The sequence below is a fragment of the Alkalihalobacillus sp. MEB130 genome (assembly GCF_032335535.1).
Taxonomy (GTDB): Bacteria; Bacillota; Bacilli; order Bacillales; family Bacillaceae_D; genus Halalkalibacter.
Genome location: NZ_JAOANA010000028.1, coordinates 24,107 through 41,370 on the forward strand (window position 1 = coordinate 24,107; position 17,264 = coordinate 41,370).

General features: G+C 38.7%; 15 protein-coding genes and 1 tRNA gene. All 16 read left to right on the forward strand.

Translation table 11 applies throughout. From position 1 onward, the window contains the following. Nucleotides 1–122: 122 nt before the first annotated feature. The 16 genes from glmU (at nucleotide 123) to spoIIE (ending at nucleotide 17,223) form a co-directional block, all read left to right on the forward strand. Nucleotides 123–1,484, forward strand: a complete 1,362-nt coding sequence (gene glmU / locus N0O92_RS20810; protein ID WP_315616613.1) for a bifunctional UDP-N-acetylglucosamine diphosphorylase/glucosamine-1-phosphate N-acetyltransferase GlmU — start codon at nucleotides 123–125, stop codon at nucleotides 1,482–1,484. A gap of 140 nt (nucleotides 1,485–1,624) precedes the next feature. After that, nucleotides 1,625–2,575, forward strand: a complete 951-nt coding sequence (locus tag N0O92_RS20815; RefSeq protein ID WP_315616615.1) for a ribose-phosphate diphosphokinase — start codon at nucleotides 1,625–1,627, stop codon at nucleotides 2,573–2,575. Nucleotides 2,576–2,678: 103 nt separating this feature from the next. Next, the gene (locus N0O92_RS20820; protein ID WP_315616617.1) at nucleotides 2,679–3,314 is read left to right on the forward strand and encodes a 50S ribosomal protein L25/general stress protein Ctc; all 636 of its coding nucleotides are present in this window, start codon (nucleotides 2,679–2,681) and stop codon (nucleotides 3,312–3,314) included. 120 nt (nucleotides 3,315–3,434) lie between these two features. Next, a complete protein-coding gene (pth, locus tag N0O92_RS20825; protein ID WP_315616619.1) occupies nucleotides 3,435–3,992 on the forward strand; it encodes an aminoacyl-tRNA hydrolase in 558 nt (185 codons plus the stop codon). Nucleotides 3,993–4,061: 69 nt separating this feature from the next. Beyond that, nucleotides 4,062–4,289, forward strand: a complete 228-nt coding sequence (fin, locus tag N0O92_RS20830) for an anti-sigma-F factor Fin (protein WP_315616621.1) — start codon at nucleotides 4,062–4,064, stop codon at nucleotides 4,287–4,289. Between the two features lie 189 nt (nucleotides 4,290–4,478). Continuing rightward, complete coding sequence (mfd, locus tag N0O92_RS20835) at nucleotides 4,479–8,000, forward strand: transcription-repair coupling factor (protein WP_315616623.1); 3,522 nt, start codon at nucleotides 4,479–4,481, stop codon at nucleotides 7,998–8,000. Nucleotides 8,001–8,182: 182 nt separating this feature from the next. Then, on the forward strand, nucleotides 8,183–8,722 hold the full coding sequence (gene spoVT, locus N0O92_RS20840; RefSeq protein WP_315616625.1) for a stage V sporulation protein T: 540 nt from the start codon (nucleotides 8,183–8,185) through the stop codon (nucleotides 8,720–8,722). Nucleotides 8,723–8,855: 133 nt separating this feature from the next. Further along, nucleotides 8,856–10,445, forward strand: a complete 1,590-nt coding sequence (locus N0O92_RS20845) for a putative polysaccharide biosynthesis protein (RefSeq protein WP_315616627.1) — start codon at nucleotides 8,856–8,858, stop codon at nucleotides 10,443–10,445. Nucleotides 10,446–10,447: 2 nt separating this feature from the next. Next, on the forward strand, nucleotides 10,448–11,914 hold the full coding sequence (yabN, locus tag N0O92_RS20850) for a bifunctional methyltransferase/pyrophosphohydrolase YabN (protein ID WP_315616629.1): 1,467 nt from the start codon (nucleotides 10,448–10,450) through the stop codon (nucleotides 11,912–11,914). 11 nt (nucleotides 11,915–11,925) lie between these two features. After that, nucleotides 11,926–12,183: an RNA-binding S4 domain-containing protein gene (locus N0O92_RS20855; protein WP_315616631.1), complete on the forward strand. Its 258-nt coding sequence runs from the start codon at nucleotides 11,926–11,928 to the stop codon at nucleotides 12,181–12,183. Between the two features lie 78 nt (nucleotides 12,184–12,261). Continuing rightward, nucleotides 12,262–12,573: a sporulation protein YabP gene (gene yabP, locus N0O92_RS20860; RefSeq protein ID WP_315616633.1), complete on the forward strand. Its 312-nt coding sequence runs from the start codon at nucleotides 12,262–12,264 to the stop codon at nucleotides 12,571–12,573. After that, nucleotides 12,570–13,157: a spore cortex biosynthesis protein YabQ gene (yabQ, locus tag N0O92_RS20865; RefSeq protein ID WP_315616635.1), complete on the forward strand. Its 588-nt coding sequence runs from the start codon at nucleotides 12,570–12,572 to the stop codon at nucleotides 13,155–13,157. Before yabP ends, yabQ begins: the two co-directional genes overlap by 4 nt. 13 nt (nucleotides 13,158–13,170) lie before the next feature. Continuing rightward, on the forward strand, nucleotides 13,171–13,551 hold the full coding sequence (locus N0O92_RS20870; RefSeq protein ID WP_315616637.1) for an FtsB family cell division protein: 381 nt from the start codon (nucleotides 13,171–13,173) through the stop codon (nucleotides 13,549–13,551). A 75-nt stretch (nucleotides 13,552–13,626) separates the two neighbouring features. Then, on the forward strand, nucleotides 13,627–14,148 hold the full coding sequence (locus N0O92_RS20875) for a S1 domain-containing RNA-binding protein (protein ID WP_315616639.1): 522 nt from the start codon (nucleotides 13,627–13,629) through the stop codon (nucleotides 14,146–14,148). A gap of 150 nt (nucleotides 14,149–14,298) precedes the next feature. Further along, nucleotides 14,299–14,375 (forward strand) — tRNA-Met (locus N0O92_RS20880). 331 nt (nucleotides 14,376–14,706) lie between these two features. Continuing rightward, on the forward strand, nucleotides 14,707–17,223 hold the full coding sequence (spoIIE, locus tag N0O92_RS20885; protein ID WP_315616641.1) for a stage II sporulation protein E: 2,517 nt from the start codon (nucleotides 14,707–14,709) through the stop codon (nucleotides 17,221–17,223). Nucleotides 17,224–17,264 lie beyond the last annotated feature (41 nt).

The following is a 17,264-nucleotide window of genomic DNA, read 5'->3' on the forward strand; positions in this document are numbered from 1 at the left end:
TTTTAAACTCCAAATGAAAGTGACAATTTTGTAGTGTTTGGTTCCTAAACCGATATTTCCTTGAAAAGGCCAGCGTTTTAGGATATATTCGTAAGGGAAAATGCAATGCCTGGAGGGGAAATATGAGCAATCGTTATGCAGTTATTTTAGCAGCTGGCCAAGGAACAAGAATGAAATCTAAATTATATAAAGTACTTCATCCTGTTTGTGGAAAGCCTATGGTTCAGCATGTTGTTGACCAAGTTTCGAGCTTAGGATTTGAAGACAAAGTAGCGATCGTTGGATTCGGTGCAGAAGTCGTTCAACAACAACTAGGAAATGATGTTTCTTATGTTGTTCAAGAAGAACAACTAGGTACTGGTCATGCGGTAATGCAAGCAGCGAGTATCTTAGAAGGCAAAGAAGGCACGACCGTTGTACTTTGTGGTGATACGCCACTTTTAACAGCAGAAACGATTGATCATTTGCTTACATGTCATGATAAGGAAAAGGCGAAAGCGACCATTCTCACTGCTCATGCAGAAGATCCTACCGGATATGGAAGAGTGATTCGTAATAAAGATGGTCTTGTTGAACGTATTGTTGAGCATAAGGATGCAACAGAAGATGAGCGAAGTGTGAAGGAGATCAATACAGGTACGTACTGTTTTGATAATGCAGCTCTATTTGAAGCTCTTAAAAAAGTGGGCAATGATAATGTTCAAGGTGAGTATTATCTACCCGACGTTATTGAAATACTACAAAAAAGCGGAGAAACCATTTCTGCTTACCAAACACCATCTTTTAACGAAACACTTGGTGTAAATGACAGAGTTGCTTTAGCTGAAGCGGAAACCATTATGAAACGCCGAATTAATGAACATTGGATGCGCCAAGGAGTCACCATTGTAGATCCAAATAATACTTATATTTCAACAGAGTCATCAATCGGTCAGGATACGATTCTTTATCCAGGTACGGTTATTCAAGGTGCAACGGTCATTGGTGAAAATTGTACAATTGGCCCGAACTCAGAACTGAAAGATAGTACAATTGGTAATGATACGACGATTCGCCAATCTGTTGTTCATGATAGTGAAGTTGGAAACAATGTTGCTATTGGTCCATTTGCCCACATTCGACCAGATTCAACGATTTCAGATGACGTTCGAATCGGAAATTTCGTTGAAATTAAAAAAGCAGTTATGGGTCCAGGAAGTAAGGCTTCTCATTTAAGTTATATTGGAGATGCTGAGGTCGGGAAGGATGTAAACTTTAGCTGTGGGGCTGTTACGGTGAATTATGACGGGAAGAATAAATTTAAAACGGTCATTGAAGACGGTGCATTCATTGGATGCAATGCTAATTTAATTGCCCCTGTAACCGTCGGAAAAGGTGCGTTAGTGGCTGCAGGCTCAACGATTACTGATGATGTTCCAGGAGAGGCATTATCCATTGCGAGAGCTAGGCAGATGAATAAGCCTGATTACTTAAAAAAACAATAGCAAGAAATGGTTGGAAAAGGCAGACCTTTTTCAACCGGACCAATGAAATAGCTATTTTGCTTTTTACGCAGGTAACAAATTTTTACATTTTTATATAGATACCTAACTAAGGTTAATTAGAATACCGGAGGGAAAAAATAGTGGCTAAATATGGCGATCCTAGCTTAAAGGTTTTTACGTTAAATTCAAATAAAGGACTGGCTAATGAAATAACAGAACACATTGGGGTACCAATGGGAAAGAGTTCTGTTACGCGTTTTAGTGATGGCGAAGTTCAAATTAATATTGAGGAAAGTATCCGTGGATGTGATGTTTATCTCATTCAATCAACTTCAGCTCCAGCAAATGAACACATCATGGAACTGTTAATTATGATTGATGCTTTGAAGCGAGCATCAGCACGTACGATTAATGTTGTTATGCCTTATTATGGCTATGCACGTCAAGATCGAAAAGCTCGTGCACGTGAGCCAATTACAGCTAAGCTCGTGGCAAATTTAATTACAACAGCTGGTGCAACAAGAATTTTAACGCTTGATTTACATGCAACGCAAATTCAAGGATTCTTTGATATCCCTGTTGATCAATTAATGGGTGTACCTATTTTGGCTGATTATTTCTCTGAAAAGCAACTAGATGATATTGTCATCGTCTCGCCAGACCATGGTGGGGTAGTACGTGCTCGTAAAATGGCTGATCGCTTGAAAGCACCAATTGCCATCATTGATAAACGTAGACCGAAACCAAATGTATCAGAAGTGATGAATATCGTTGGGAATATTGAAGGCAAAACAGCGATTATTATTGATGATATTATTGATACGGCTGGAACGATTACACTTGCGGCTAACGCTTTAGTAGAGCATGGAGCAAAAGAAGTGTATGCATGCTGTACACATCCTGTTTTATCTGGTCCAGCAATGGAGCGTATTAATAACTCAAAAATTAAAGAGCTTGTTGTGACAAACTCGATCGTCTTAGAAGATGAGAAGAAGAGTGAAAAAGTAACAGAGCTTTCTGTAGCAGCATTAATGGGTGAAGCCATTATTCGCGTACATGAGCATGCTTCTGTAAGTAAGTTATTTGATTAAAAATAGTTCTTCACCATCCTCAAATTGTTAAAAAAAGGTTTAAATACTACTGATTTGGGAACATATGATATAGAGTGTTTAAATCTAATTTGAGGTGATTCGTATGGCAACGGTTTTAAAGGCTAATCCAAGAGATGACCTTAGGGGATCAGCTACAAGAAAGATTCGTAAAGAGGGGTATGTTCCTGCTATCTTGTACGGAAATAAAATTGATAGCCAGCCAGTCGCTGTTGAGAGTGTTGACTTTCTTAAAACGGTTAGAGAAGTTGGGAAAAATGGATTGTTCTCACTAGATGTCACAGGGAAGAAGAAGCATCAAGTTATGATTCATGATCTTCAAATTGACCCTCTTAAGAACGAATATACTCATATCGATTTTTTTGAAGTAGATATGACTTCTGAAATTGATGCAAATGTTCCTGTTCGTTTAAATGGAGAATCTCCAGGAGAAAAAGAGGGCGGCATGGTAACACACTTAATGTATGAATTAACAGTTAGATGTTTACCTGCAGACATTCCAGAAGAGATTTCAGTCGACGTTTCGAATTTAAATATTGGCGATTCAATCCAAGTGGCAGATATTCGTTCATCTGTAAAGGTTGATATTGCACATGAAGATGAAGAAACAATTATAACGGTACAGGCACCTGCTGCTGAAAAAGAAAATGAGCAAGCTCCAGATGAACAAGCTGAAGCTGCTGAAGAAGCAGAAGAAGGCAAGTCCGAGACAGAAGAATAATGATACTAAGGTGTCTCAACTGGGTCTCGTCCCATTTGAGACACCTCATTTTTATAGAAGGAATGTATAGCTTGTTTATAGAAAAACTACATATAGAATAAACGTCAAGGGGATGTTCAAGTGAAGTTAGTTGTTGGCTTAGGAAATCCTGGAGCGAAGTATGCAGGGACTCGTCACAATGTTGGATTTGATTGTATTGACTATTGTGCTAAACAATTAGGAATTGAATTAGATCAATCAAAGTTTAAAGGTGTATTTGGAAAAGGTGTTATTAATGGGGAGAAACTTATTCTCCTTAAGCCACTTACATATATGAATTTATCTGGAGAAAGTGTAAGACCATTAATGGACTACTTTGATATCGATGTCGAAGATGTGCTCGTTATTTATGATGATATGGATTTGCCTGTTGGGAAAATAAGACTGCGTCAAAAAGGTAGCGCTGGGGGACATAATGGAATCAAGTCTCTCATCCAGCATTTAGGCACGCCAGAGTTTAAACGAATTCGTGTGGGGATAGACCGACCAGAGCAGGGAGAGTCTATCGTTAATTATGTACTTGGTACATACCGACCTGAAGAACGTGAACCTGTTGCACAATCGATTATTGAGTCTTCTAAAGCGGTAGAAGCTTGGACAACGAAGACTTTTCTTGAAGTTATGAATGAATTTAATTAAAATCGTATAGAGAGCTTTTTTGCTGTTAATAATAATGGTTACTTAGTATAGCAAAAGGAGGCTTTTGCCTTGGCCATTCATTATTATTGCCGTCATTGCAAAACCAATATGGGCGCAATTGATCAGCAAATGAAGTCAGAATCATTAGGGTTTGATCATTTGACGAATGAGGAACGAACAGAAATGGTATCGTACCAGTCAAATGGAGATTTACATGTTAACGCAATCTGTGAGGATTGCCATGAGGCATTGTCAAGAAACCCAGATCTGTATCAACTCGATCATCTTATTCAATAATTAAAGGAATGAACAGCTTTGGTTGTATACCAAAGCGTTTTTCTGTTCTGCATAGGCAGGAATATAGGCTTTCGCAAAGAATAGAGAGAGAAGAGTGAGAATAGATATATGGTAAGAGGATGAAAAATGACTTACATAAATGATGAGAGCTACTCATGGAAAAGGTGAAGAAATAACAGGGGGAACATCATGTCGGGATTGCAACAATATTTACGTACAAACGATGAGATAAAAGCGGTTTCAGATAGTTTAGAAACAAACATGAAAGAACAGCTTATTTCGGGTTTAACCGGATCGGCTAGAACATTATTTCTATCATCGGTCTACTTAGAAACGAAAAGGCCGATGCTTGTTGTCACGCATAATTTATATCAAGCACAAAAGTTATATGACGATTTAGTAGGATTGTTACATGAAGAGGATGTTCTTTTGTATCCGGTAAATGAGTTAATTTCAGCTGAAATTGCGATTGCCAGTCCGGAAATGAAAGCTCAGCGAATTGATGTCTTAAACAAGCTCGTACAATCATTTAAAGGAATCATTATTGCGCCGTTAGCAGGGGTAAGACGACAACTACCACCAGCTCAGTTGTGGAGAGACTGCCAAGTAGATCTTGAAGTAGGAACGGACATTGGTGATATTAATACATTGCTTGAAAAGCTTGTTATGATGGGTTTCCAACGTGTCGATATGGTAGCTGCGCCAGGGGAAGTGAGTGTTCGTGGTGGAATCATTGACCTTTATCCACTAACAGAATCTGATCCGATTCGAATTGAGCTTTTTGATACAGAAATTGATTCTATACGATCGTTTGAGGTCGATACACAACGTTCAAAAGAAGAAAAAAAGAAAGCGGTCATTGGACCAGCCCAAGAAGTTCTTTTATATAAGGAACATTATCAAAAAGCGGCAGAGCGTTTATCTGAAGGGTTAACTAGTACGTTAAAGAAGGTAAAAGCAAAAGAAACGAAAGAGAAATTATCACAGCATATCTCTTATGAAATCGGACAGCTAAAGCAAGGCTCAACGTTCCAAGGGATGTATAAATACATGTCTCTTTATTATGAAGGGGAACATTCACTCTTTTCGTATGCTCCGAGTGAAACGGTTGTGGTATTGGACGAGGTTTCAAGAGTAAAAGAGATATCTGATAATTTAGAGAAGGAAGAAGCGGAATGGAACACGGCATTACTTGAACAAGGGGAAATTGTTCATGATGTCTCAATGTCTGTTCCGGTTTTTGAAGTGCTGAAAAAATCTGAGTTCTCTATTCTTTACTTATCCTTGTTTTTGAAACACGTGGCTGCAACAAACCCGCAAAATGTGCTGACGATTTCTTGTAAATCGATGCAACAGTTTCATGGTCAGATGGAACTGCTTGTTTCAGAGGTGAAAAGGTGGGTTAAGGGCAATCAAGCTGTTGTTTTTTTAGCTGAATCAAAAGAACGTGCTAATAGGCTATCTTTAAATTTAGAAGAAGAAGGAATCGATACAAGACTAATCGAACAAGCTACTGAATTAGTTGGTGGTCAAGTTCAAATTATGGTAGGGAGTTTGCAATCAGGTTTTGAGCTACCATCAAGCAAGCTTGTTGTCATAACGGAAGAAGAAGTATTTGCAAAAAAACAAACGAAAAGACCACAGCGTAAACAAGCGATCTCAAACGCTGAAAGAATTAAAAGTTACTCTGAGCTTAAAGTTGGCGATTTAATCGTTCATACCAATCATGGGATTGGAAAGTACCTTGGAGTTGAAACGCTCGAGATTAATGGGCTTCATAAAGACTATTTGCATTTACGATATGCAGGGAATGACAAACTATATGTTCCTGTTGAACAAATTGACCAAGTTCAAAAGTATGTTGGTTCTGAAGAAAAAGATCCTAAGATCTATGCACTTGGCGGTAATGATTGGAAAAAGGTTAAAAAGAAAGTGCAATCATCTGTAGAAGATATTGCAGATGACTTAATTAAGCTTTATGCAGAACGTGAAGCAAGTGTTGGATTTGCTTTTTCAGAAGATAACAACGAACAGGCAGAGTTTGAATCTTCGTTCCAATATCAAGAAACCGAAGATCAAATTCGTGCGATTGCTGAAATCAAAGAGGACATGGAAAAAACACGTCCAATGGATCGTTTATTATGTGGAGATGTTGGTTATGGAAAAACAGAAGTAGCCATTCGCGCTGCTTTTAAAGCGATTATGGATGGCAAGCAAGTAGCCATTTTAGTTCCAACGACCATTTTAGCTCAGCAACACTATGAGACGATCAAAGAAAGATTCACCGACTTTCCTATTAATATTGGTGTTTTAAGTCGATTCCGTTCGAAAAAAGAACAAACGGAAACGTTAAAAGGGGTAAAAGCTGGTTCCGTAGACTTAATTGTTGGGACTCATCGTCTTTTATCAAAAGACGTCGTGTTCAAAGATTTGGCTTTGCTCATTGTCGATGAGGAACAACGTTTCGGAGTAACCCATAAAGAAAAAATCAAGCAGCTAAAATCAAATATTGATGTCCTCACATTGACAGCAACACCGATTCCAAGAACGTTGCACATGTCAATGCTTGGCGTGCGTGATTTATCTGTCATTGAAACGCCACCTGAAAATCGTTTCCCTGTTCAAACGTATGTGGTCGAGTATAATGCTGCTTTAATTCGAGAGGCAATTGAACGTGAAATGAGCCGAGGTGGACAAATTTATTTCCTCTATAATCGTGTAGAGGACATTGAGCGAATGACAGAGCAGCTTTCGATGCTCGTTCCAGACGCACGGATTAGCTATGCCCATGGCCAGATGAATGAGCGAGAACTAGAAGGAATTATGCTTGATTTTCTTGAAGGAAGAAGTGATGTGCTCGTCACAACAACGATTATTGAAACAGGTGTAGATATTCCAAATGTGAATACACTTATTATCTATGATGCTGATAAAATGGGGCTCTCCCAGCTTTACCAAATTCGCGGACGTGTGGGTAGGTCAAATCGAGTTGCTTATGCTTACTTTACCTATCAAAGAGATAAAGTGTTAACAGAGGTCGCTGAGAAACGGTTGCAAGCCATTAAAGAATTCACTGAACTCGGATCTGGATTTAAGATTGCTATGCGTGATTTGACAATCCGTGGTGCAGGGAATTTACTTGGGGCGCAGCAACATGGCTTTATTGAGTCGGTTGGATTTGATCTTTATTCACAAATGTTAAAAGACGCTATTGAAGAAAGAAAAGGAGATAAGCCGAAGGAGCCTCCTTTCCAAGTAGAGCTTGATGTTAAAATTGACGCCTACATTCCAGAAACCTACATTCATGATGCTAAGCAAAAGATTGAAATGTATAAGCGATTCAAAGGGGCAGAAGCGGTAAGTGATTTAACGGACTTGAAAGATGAAATGTTTGATCGTTTCGGCGAATATCCAAAACAAGTGGATTTCCTTCTTCGTTTAACTCATATTAAATTGTTAGCAAACGAAGAAAAAATCGAACAGATTACAGAGTCAAAAGATCAAGTTGAAATCATCCTTTCCGAAGAGGCAACAGCTTTAATGGATGGGGCAAAACTGTTTGAAATTGCTCACAAATTAGGTCGAGAAGTGATATTAGGGTCCTCAGGAGAAAAAATTAAACTGGTAATTAAAACCAAGTCCTTAAGTGATGAACAAGTATTGCTGTTTATTGAAAAGATCATTCAAGGTCTCCAGGAAGCGAAAAAGTAGCAATACCCGAACCTTACTTTCTAAAAGATGGAACAGATGGGATCTTTAGACTACCAAAGAAATTCAAGAATTGGTGAATAGTTCTTTTTTTACGAAAGATACTAGAGATAAGAAAAGAAATGGTTATTTTCTTACCACTTACCATCAAGTGAATACATCATTAGAAAGTGAGGCAATACAGTATGAAAGCTACAGGAATCGTACGTCGTATTGATGATTTAGGACGGGTTGTTATCCCGAAAGAAATCAGGAGAACACTTCGAATCCGAGAAGGAGATCCTCTCGAGATTTTCGTTGATCGTGATGGCGAAGTGATTTTGAAGAAATATTCGCCTATTTCTGAGTTAGGTGACTTTGCTAAGGAGTACGCTGAAGCACTTTATGATAGCTTAAACCAATATGTGCTCATTGCTGATCGCGATACTTTTATTGCAGTTGCGGGAGCACCTAAAAAAGAATATGCCAACAAAGGCATTGGTGAAATTGTTGAAAAGGTTATGGATGAAAGAAAGACAAAAGTGGAAACAAATGCGGGAGAACATAATCTCGTAGGCGACCATACAGATGAGCTAAAAGGGTATGTTGTTACACCAATTATTGCAAATGGAGACCCAATTGGCGCTGTTGTCATCTTTAGCAAAGAACAAGAGCTTTCAGGAACAATTGAACAAAAGCTAGCAGAAACAGCAGCAAGCTTTTTAGCTAGACAAATGGAACAATAAACATAAGGTTGAAAAAGCTCGCCTCTTTTACAGGAGGACGGGCTTTTTCTTTTATTCGTCTCCGAAAAATGGGGTCTGTTTAGAACATTGGAACCTGTTATGATAAGATGATGAAAAGAAAGGTGAGAATCATGTGAAAAATCGAGATCTGCTGCAAGGTGTAGCTTTTTTATCTGCTGCTGCACTACTTGCAAAAGTGTTGAGTGCGGTGTATCGAATTCCATACCAAAATTTATCAGGTGATATTGGGTATTACGTTTATCAACAAATTTATCCGTTATATGGGATTGTGATCACGCTAGCGATGTATGGCTTTCCAGTTGTTCTTTCCAAGCAAAGGTCAGAGTTATTAGCGAAAGGATACAAAGAGGAAGCTAGGGGTGTTACTAGTTTGCTTTTTTATGGATTGGTATTGTTTTCTTTCCTCAGCTGGATCGTGTTATTTTTGTTAGCTCCTTGGATTGCTCAAATGATGGGAGATGAGAATCTAACTCGACCGATTCGAGCGATGAGTTATGTGTTGCTTTTATTACCATTTTTAAGTATTGGAAGAGGCTATCATCAAGGAGAAGGAGAATTAATGCCCACTGCTGTCTCACATATTGTCGAGCAGTTTGTAAGAGTGCTCCTCATACTTGGCTTTACATATTTGTTTGTTACAATTGGCTATGATGCCTATCAAATTGGTGCTGGAGCTGCTTACGGTTCCTTCTTTGGTGGTCTAACTGGAATCATTGTATTATTAATTTGGACAAAAGCAGTCTGGATGAAACAATTAGTTCATCCTAAAAAAATAAAGGTAACCGGTATTCTGAAGCATAATATAGAGATAATGAAGCACAGCCTTTTTATTTGTTTAAGTGCCCTTATGTTTGTATTAATTCAACTTGTTGATGCATTTACTATTGTTCAATTGCTCCAGAAAAGTGGAGTTCCATCAACAACAGCCTATATTGCAAAAGGGGTCTATGACCGTGGCCAACCTTTGCTTCAGTTAGGGACAGTTGTAACAACAACGTTATCCCTCGCTTTAGTTCCGATGATTTCAAAGGCTATAGCAGAGAATAAGCAAAGAATGGCAAGCAAGTATCAAGATCTATCTTACCGGCTCACATTTTTAATTGGGGGAGCCGCTACAGTAGGTCTTGTGATCATTATTGAACCGACTAACCACATGTTATTTACAAATGTAACAGGAACGGATGTACTACGAGTGTTGAGCCTCGCCGTTGTGGGTAGCTCCTTTTTTGTGACAATTTCTGCTGTCCTACAAGGATATAATTTAGCTTACTTACCTGCGATAGCGGTAGCTGTTGGTATTACAGTAAAGTTAATTTTGAATGTCTTGTTGGTTCCTTATTTTGGAACAATAGGAGCAGCGTGGTCAACAGTCGTAGCCATAGTTATGATGGTTATTTATTTGTTAATCTCGTTAAAAAAGAAAAAGCAATTATCTATCGGAAGTTATGGAGCTTATGGACGCATTGTACTGATATTTATTCTGATGGGATTTGTAACGGCCCTTTGGAAAAAAGGGATAACCGCTTTTTTTGCAACACAAGATCGATTCATTGATACAGTGATTGCTTTAACATCTGCTGGCATCGGAGGTTTAGTTGTTGCGTGCGGTTTATTTACTTTTGCTGTTTTTACAGAAGAAGAATGGAGCAAAATTCCGAAGTTAAATAAGATCAGGGAACGTGTCCTTAGAAGGAGAAGGTGACAGTGAAAAAAATTACAATTATTGGACTAGGTGCAGGTGATCTAGAGCAACTCCCTTTAGGAATATATCGTCATATTCAAAAACAAGATATCATTTATGTTCGAACGAGTGACCATCCTGCTGTGGATGAGTTGAAAAAAGAAGGTGTTTCCTTTATTTCTTTTGACGAAGTATATGAACAGCATGATCAGTTTGATCTTGTTTATCAATCAATTTGTGATCAGCTTCTACAAAAGGCTGAAGAATATGGGGGTATTACATATGCTGTACCCGGACATCCGCTTGTAGCTGAAAAAACGGTTCAACTGCTTCTACAAGAAGAAAAGAACGGACATGTTGAACTTAAGGTTCTTGGTGGGCAAAGCTTCTTAGATGCAATGTACACTTCGTTAAAAATTGATCCAATTGAAGGCTGTCAAATTGTCGATGGTACAGCATTAAAAAGAGATGAAATGGAATTGACTCATCACATGATCATTGTTCAAGTGTATGATGCAATGATTGCATCAGAAGTGAAGTTGACACTGATGGAGCGTTTGCCTGATGATTATGAAATAACGATTGCGACGGCTGTTGGTTCCAAAGAGGAACAACTATTAAAAGTCCCTTTATATGAACTCGATCGTGTTACGACTTTGAATAACTTAACGGCTGTTTATGTGCCACCTATTCAGCAGGAAACAGATTTATATGGCGAATTTTCAAAACTACGTGAAGTGATTGCTACATTACGAGGACCAAATGGATGTCCTTGGGACCAAAAACAAACGCATGAGTCGCTGAAAAAGTACTTTGTCGAAGAAGTTTATGAAGTATTGGAAGCAATAGACGAGGAAGATGATGAGCATTTAGTTGAAGAGCTCGGCGATGTGCTGTTACAAATTATGCTTCACTCTCAAATAGGCGAAGATGACGGTTATTTTTCGATTCGTGATGTAATTGCAACTGTCACTGAAAAAATGATTCGTAGACATCCTCATGTATTTGGAGAAGTAACGGTAAATGATGCTGATGAAGTCGTGACCAACTGGGATGAAATTAAAAAGCAGGAAAAAGGAGAATCAGAGCATACATCGATTTTGTCTTCGATACCAAAAGGTTTACCTGCCTTGATGGAAGCAACAAAATTGCAAAAAAAGGCAGCTAAAGTAGGATTCGACTGGGATGATGTCGAACCTATGTGGACGAAGCTTAAAGAAGAGATGGATGAATTTAGCGATGAAGTGAAGGCAGGCAACCATGAGAACATGCACAAAGAATTAGGAGACATTCTTTTTGTCGTTGTAAACTTGGCACGCTTTTACCAAATTGATGCCGAGGAAGCCCTTCAAAGCACAAATCGGAAGTTTAAAAAAAGGTTTCAATACATTGAGACATCTTTGCAAGCTGAAGGAAAAAAGGTAACAGATATGACGTTAGAAGAGTTAGATAAAAAATGGGAAGAAGCAAAACAACTGGAACGAAAATAGGAGGGATAATGATGCGTTTAGATAAATTTTTAAAAGTTTCTCGATTAATTAAACGACGAACATTAGCAAAGGAAGTATGTGATCAAGGACGTATCACGATCAATGGACAAGTAGCTAAAGCAGGTTCCAACGTTAAAGCTGGTGATGAATTGATTATCCGATTTGGGCAAAAGCTTGTTACGGTTCGAATTGATGATGTTCGCGATGTTGTAAGAAAAGATGAGGCAGGCACTATGTACACGATTGTTAGCGAAGCTCCTGTATCATAATGAAAACAATAGGCTTGTTCTAATTTGGGTCCCTTCTTCATACACTGCTATGAAAGCATTATGGAGGAGGGATTTTGTATGGATGAGCATTATGAGTTTGGGACACCAATGGGACGCGAAAGAAAAAATAACGACCACGATGTTATCCTTAAAGCGAGAAGACAATTAGATATTACGGGTGTGAAACAAGTAGAGAGTTTTGATAATGAAGAGTTTCTTTTGGAGACTGTGATGGGATTTCTGTCGGTACGTGGCCAAAACTTGCATATGAAAAATTTAAACGTTGAACAAGGAATTGTTTCCATTGAAGGGAAGGTTTATGACTTAGTGTACCTTGACCAAAGTCAGGAAGACAAATCAAAAGGTTTCTTTGGGAAGTTATTTAAGTGACGCTAACAATACAGTTTTATACTATGCTATCAATGGCTGCAATGGGGATATACATCGGAGCAGCTATTGATACGTATGGACGTTTCACTCGTAATCGAAACAAACCTTCTTTCAATTGGCTGACTGCTTGCAATGATGTATTGTTTTGGCTCGTACAGGCTCTCATTGTTTTTTATGTGTTGTTGCAATCTAACTATGGCGAAGTTCGCTTTTATATTTTCTTGGCGTTGGTTTGCGGATTTGCAGCTTACCAATCCTTGTTTCGGACTTTTTATCAAACATTGCTCGAACGCATAATTACCAAATCTATCCAATTATACCGAATAACAATAAGGCTTTTTACAATATTATTGATCAACCCCATTAAGTACTTATTGAAAGTCCTCTATTCCTTATGTATTATGGTATTAACGACTTGTTTGGCCGTTCTGTTATTCTTATTCAAACTCATTTGGAAGCCAGTGAGATGGGTGTTACTCCTTCTTTATAAATGGACAGGACTACACAAACAAGTAAAAAAATTACAACCCATTTTACACAAAATAAAGGAATTTTTCCAATCAATGAGGAAGAAGAAAGAATAAGGGGTGATAAAAGATGATCACAGATCGTACGTCTAGAGTGAGAGAAATGGATAATACCTATATCCAACAACGAGAACAGGAGCTAGAAATGGCGGCAAGGAAGCGAAGAGGACTCTTGCGACGCTTAAGTGTAATGGCTATTTTCGTTGTAGCTTTAGCTAGTATTGCCTCTGTGTCTATCTATACCCAGGCTTCTTCCTTAGATGAAAAAAGGCAAGAACAGGTGGAGTTAGAGGAGCAACTCAAGCAATTACAAGCAGAGGAAGCTCGTTTAAGACAGGACATTGAAAATTACAATGACCTTGATTATATTGCTGAAATTGCAAGAAGAGATTATTATCTAACTAAGCCTGGTGAAACTTTGTTTAAATTACCTGGATCGTCAACAAATTGACACATTTTTTTCTATTCAGGTATAATATAAAATAAATGAACATTTTCAGATTTCTTAAGGAGGATCTATTTTTTCATGTCAATCGAAGTAGGCAGCAAGTTACAGGGTAAGGTTACAGGAATCACTCACTTTGGTGCATTTGTGGAGCTGCCGGGTGGTTCTACTGGCCTTGTACACATTAGTGAAGTCGCTGATAATTATGTTAAGGACATTAATGAGTTTCTAAAGGTTGGGGACGAGGTTACTGTTAAGGTCGTGAATGTGGAAAGCGATGGAAAGATTGGCCTTTCTATTCGTAAAGCTGTTGATCGCCCAGAGCGTCCAGCTCCATCTGAACGCCCAGCACGTCCAGAACGTTCAGCACGCCCAGATCGTCCAAGTCGCCCTTTCAACAATTCACAGCGTCCAAGCCGTCCGCAAGGCGGTGGAAATCGTCCACAAGGTGGTGGTCGTGGACCAAGACCCAACCAAGCACGTCCGTCTTTGTCATTTGAAGACAAGATGAGCCGCTTCTTAAAAGATAGTGAGGAGCGCATCTCAACATTGAAGCGTCAAACAGAATCTAAACGCGGGGGTCGAGGCGCCCGTAGAGGATAACTTGCTGACCTAATGCGAGGACATTTTAGGAGAGGATGGCTTTTTATAAAGTCATCCTCTTTTGGTTTTAATAGTTTATTTTAGATTTTATGTTGACTTTGATTGGATATGTTAGTATACTAATAAATGTCGCTAACGACAAAATGATTTGGCGGTGTAGCTCAGCTGGCTAGAGCGTACGGTTCATACCCGTGAGGTCGTGGGTTCGACTCCCTCCGCCGCTACCAAATACATAAGCAAACCTGTACTCAGTTGAGTGCAGGTTTTTTTGCGTGTTTTTTAGGTTAAAGAATTAGGTTTCATGAAAGAGATGATTTAAGAGAAACTGATGACTAAAAAGTTTCCAACAATCTTCCATCAACATTCTCCAAAGTCTGCAACAATCCACCATAATAATAGCTTCAATTGCAGAAAGACCCGCGCTCTTTAGCTATTTCTACCTACTTACGCCGAAAGAAGTCGAACGTTTTTTGGTATTCGCCCTGCGATTTTGACAAAAAATGAACAACCAATCTGTTTATAATGGGAGCACGAATAAAACTAGGGTGGTGGATGTTGATGATTCAGAAGTTGGCAAAGGAATGGACGGAACCCGCTGAAGAAGGAAGGTCAATACGGACTAAGTGGACAAGCATGGCAAAAGGAGTAGCGGGGAAGATTACTTCTGGGACAAAGGCTGCTTTTTATCAATACGGTTTGATGATTGCTATTGTTGGTTTTCTATTAGGAAGAGCGATGATACTAGCGGAACTAACACCGTTTGTGTTGCCCTTTTTAGCAGCTATTTATATGTTAAAGCGTGATCGTGCGCCTATTGCTGCTTTTTCATTAATCGCAGGGGCAATGACAGGCTACCATGGACAGGTTGCTTTTGTTGTTTTAGCAATTATTGCCTATATTCTCATCCAAAAGGTAGTCACAAAATATGCCAAGGATGTAACCAAAGCGCTTCCTTACACAGTTTTTGGTGCTAGTATGTTAACTCGTTTAGGGATTGTCTTATTTACAGAAGGGACGATTTCAAATTATGCGCTAATGATGGCAACAGTTGAAGCTGGATTAAGTTTTATCTTAACGATGATTTTTCTTCAAAGTGTGCCAATTGTTACTTCTCGAAAATTGAAGCAGCCTCTTAGAAATGAAGAAATTGTTTGTTTAATTATTTTGCTTGCCTCTGTTATGACAGGTACGGTCGGTTGGATTATTTATGATATGACCGTTGAGCATGTCCTTGCTAGGTATTTAGTTCTTGCCTTTGCGTTTGTGGGTGGGGCTGCGATTGGTTCTACCGTAGGTGTTGTAACAGGATTGATCCTAAGTTTAGCTAGTGTTGCTAGTCTCTATCAAATGAGTTTGCTTGCATTTGCTGGTTTGTTAGGTGGCCTTTTAAAAGAAGGCAAAAAAGTAGGTGTAGGGATCGGGCTTCTCGTTGGAACACTGTTAATAGGTTTGTACGGCGAAGGAGCTACGCAAGTGTCTGTCACTTTAATGGAATCGATGCTAGCAATTCTCGTCTTCTTTTTAACTCCAAGGAGTGTATTTACTAGTTTAGCGAGATATATTCCAGGGACAGTGGAACACTCGAAAGAACAACAGCAATACTTACGTAAAATAAGAGATTTAACAGCAGGAAGAGTAGAACAATTCTCTACGTTGTTTCAAACATTATCAAATAGTTTTCAAACTCCGGCTCAAATGTCTAACGCAGAAGATGAAGAGCGAGAAGTGGATTACTTTTTAAGTAATGTGACAGAAAAAACGTGCCAAACGTGTTTTAAAAAGGAAAAGTGTTGGGTAAAGAACTTTAATAAAACATATGATTCTATGCAAAAAATTATGACAGAAACAGAAGAATATGGTGAAATACGAGATCAAGTGTTTATGAAAGATTGGAAGAAGGAATGTATTAAACCAGAGAAGGTCATACAAGCAGTCAGACATGAACACGGACAATATCAAGCCAATCAAAAGTTAAAACGTCAAGTAATGGAAAGTCGTAGGTTAGTTGCTGATCAACTATTAGGCGTTTCTCGTGTAATGGGGGATTTTGCAAAAGAAATTCAAAAAGAGAAGGAAGCCCACCATTATCAAGAAGAGCAGATGCTAGATGCTCTTCGTGAAGTAGGATTAGAAATTGGCCATATAGATATTTATAGTCTTGAAAAAGGAAATCTTGAAATTGAAATGAGTATTTCAAATGATAATGGTCATGGTCAATGTGAGAAAATCATTGCACCTATTCTTTCTGATTTATTGAGTGAAACCGTTATTGTTAAAAAAGAGGAGAATGGATTTTATCCGAATGGGTATAGTCATGTTTCATTTGGTTCAGCTAAACAGTTTGTTGTTGATACAGGAGTGGCACATGTGGCAAAAGGAGGGGCTTGGGTATCTGGTGATTGCTACTCGACAATCGAACTAGGATCTGGAAAATATGCAATTGCGATAAGCGACGGGATGGGCAACGGGGAACGAGCTCATTTAGAGAGCAATGAGACGTTGCAACTGTTGCAAAAAGTTCTTCAATCAGGGATAGAGGAAACGGTAGCTATTAAATCTGTTAACTCTGTTTTGTCATTACGAACAACAGATGAGATCTTCTCTACTTTAGATTTAGCGATGATTGATTTACAAGATGCAACAACAAGGTTTTTAAAGATTGGTTCTATTCCTAGTTTCATTAAACGCGCAAATCATGTGATGAAAGTGGAAGCGAGTAATCTTCCGATGGGCATGATTCAAGAGTTTGACGTTGATGTGGTTAGTGAACAATTAAAGGCTGGAGATCTCCTTGTTATGATGAGTGACGGAATTTACGATGCACCAAGGCATGTTGAAAACAAAGAAATGTGGATGAAGCGTCTTTTGAGCGAGTTGCAAACGGATGATCCTCAAGAGGTGGCGGATATCATTCTGGAAAAAATTATACGAGATGGACAAGGAAGCATTGATGATGATATGACCGTAATCGTGGCAAAAATTAAACGAAATACACCAAAATGGTCAGCGATTCCATTATATAAGTCTCCGAAATTAGTGAAGAAGAGAGGGAAAAAGAAATTAGCGTCATCGTAAAGAAAAGAGTAGGAGGGTCATCTGGCGAAATTGAATGCTTC

Bases quoted from the DNA above. Each gene is read 5' to 3' on its own strand.
- glmU (WP_315616613.1), top strand. From the start codon at position 123: ATGAGCAATCGTTATGCAGTTATTTTAGCAGCTGGCCAAGGAACAAGA.
- N0O92_RS20820 (WP_315616617.1), top strand. From the start codon at position 2,679: ATGGCAACGGTTTTAAAGGCTAATCCAAGAGATGACCTTAGGGGATCA.
- mfd (WP_315616623.1), top strand. From the start codon at position 4,479: ATGTCGGGATTGCAACAATATTTACGTACAAACGATGAGATAAAAGCG.
- spoVT (WP_315616625.1), top strand. From the start codon at position 8,183: ATGAAAGCTACAGGAATCGTACGTCGTATTGATGATTTAGGACGGGTT.
- N0O92_RS20855 (WP_315616631.1), top strand. From the start codon at position 11,926: ATGCGTTTAGATAAATTTTTAAAAGTTTCTCGATTAATTAAACGACGA.
- yabP (WP_315616633.1), top strand. From the start codon at position 12,262: ATGGATGAGCATTATGAGTTTGGGACACCAATGGGACGCGAAAGAAAA.
- N0O92_RS20870 (WP_315616637.1), top strand. From the start codon at position 13,171: ATGATCACAGATCGTACGTCTAGAGTGAGAGAAATGGATAATACCTAT.
- N0O92_RS20875 (WP_315616639.1), top strand. From the start codon at position 13,627: ATGTCAATCGAAGTAGGCAGCAAGTTACAGGGTAAGGTTACAGGAATC.
- spoIIE (WP_315616641.1), top strand. From the start codon at position 14,707: ATGATTCAGAAGTTGGCAAAGGAATGGACGGAACCCGCTGAAGAAGGA.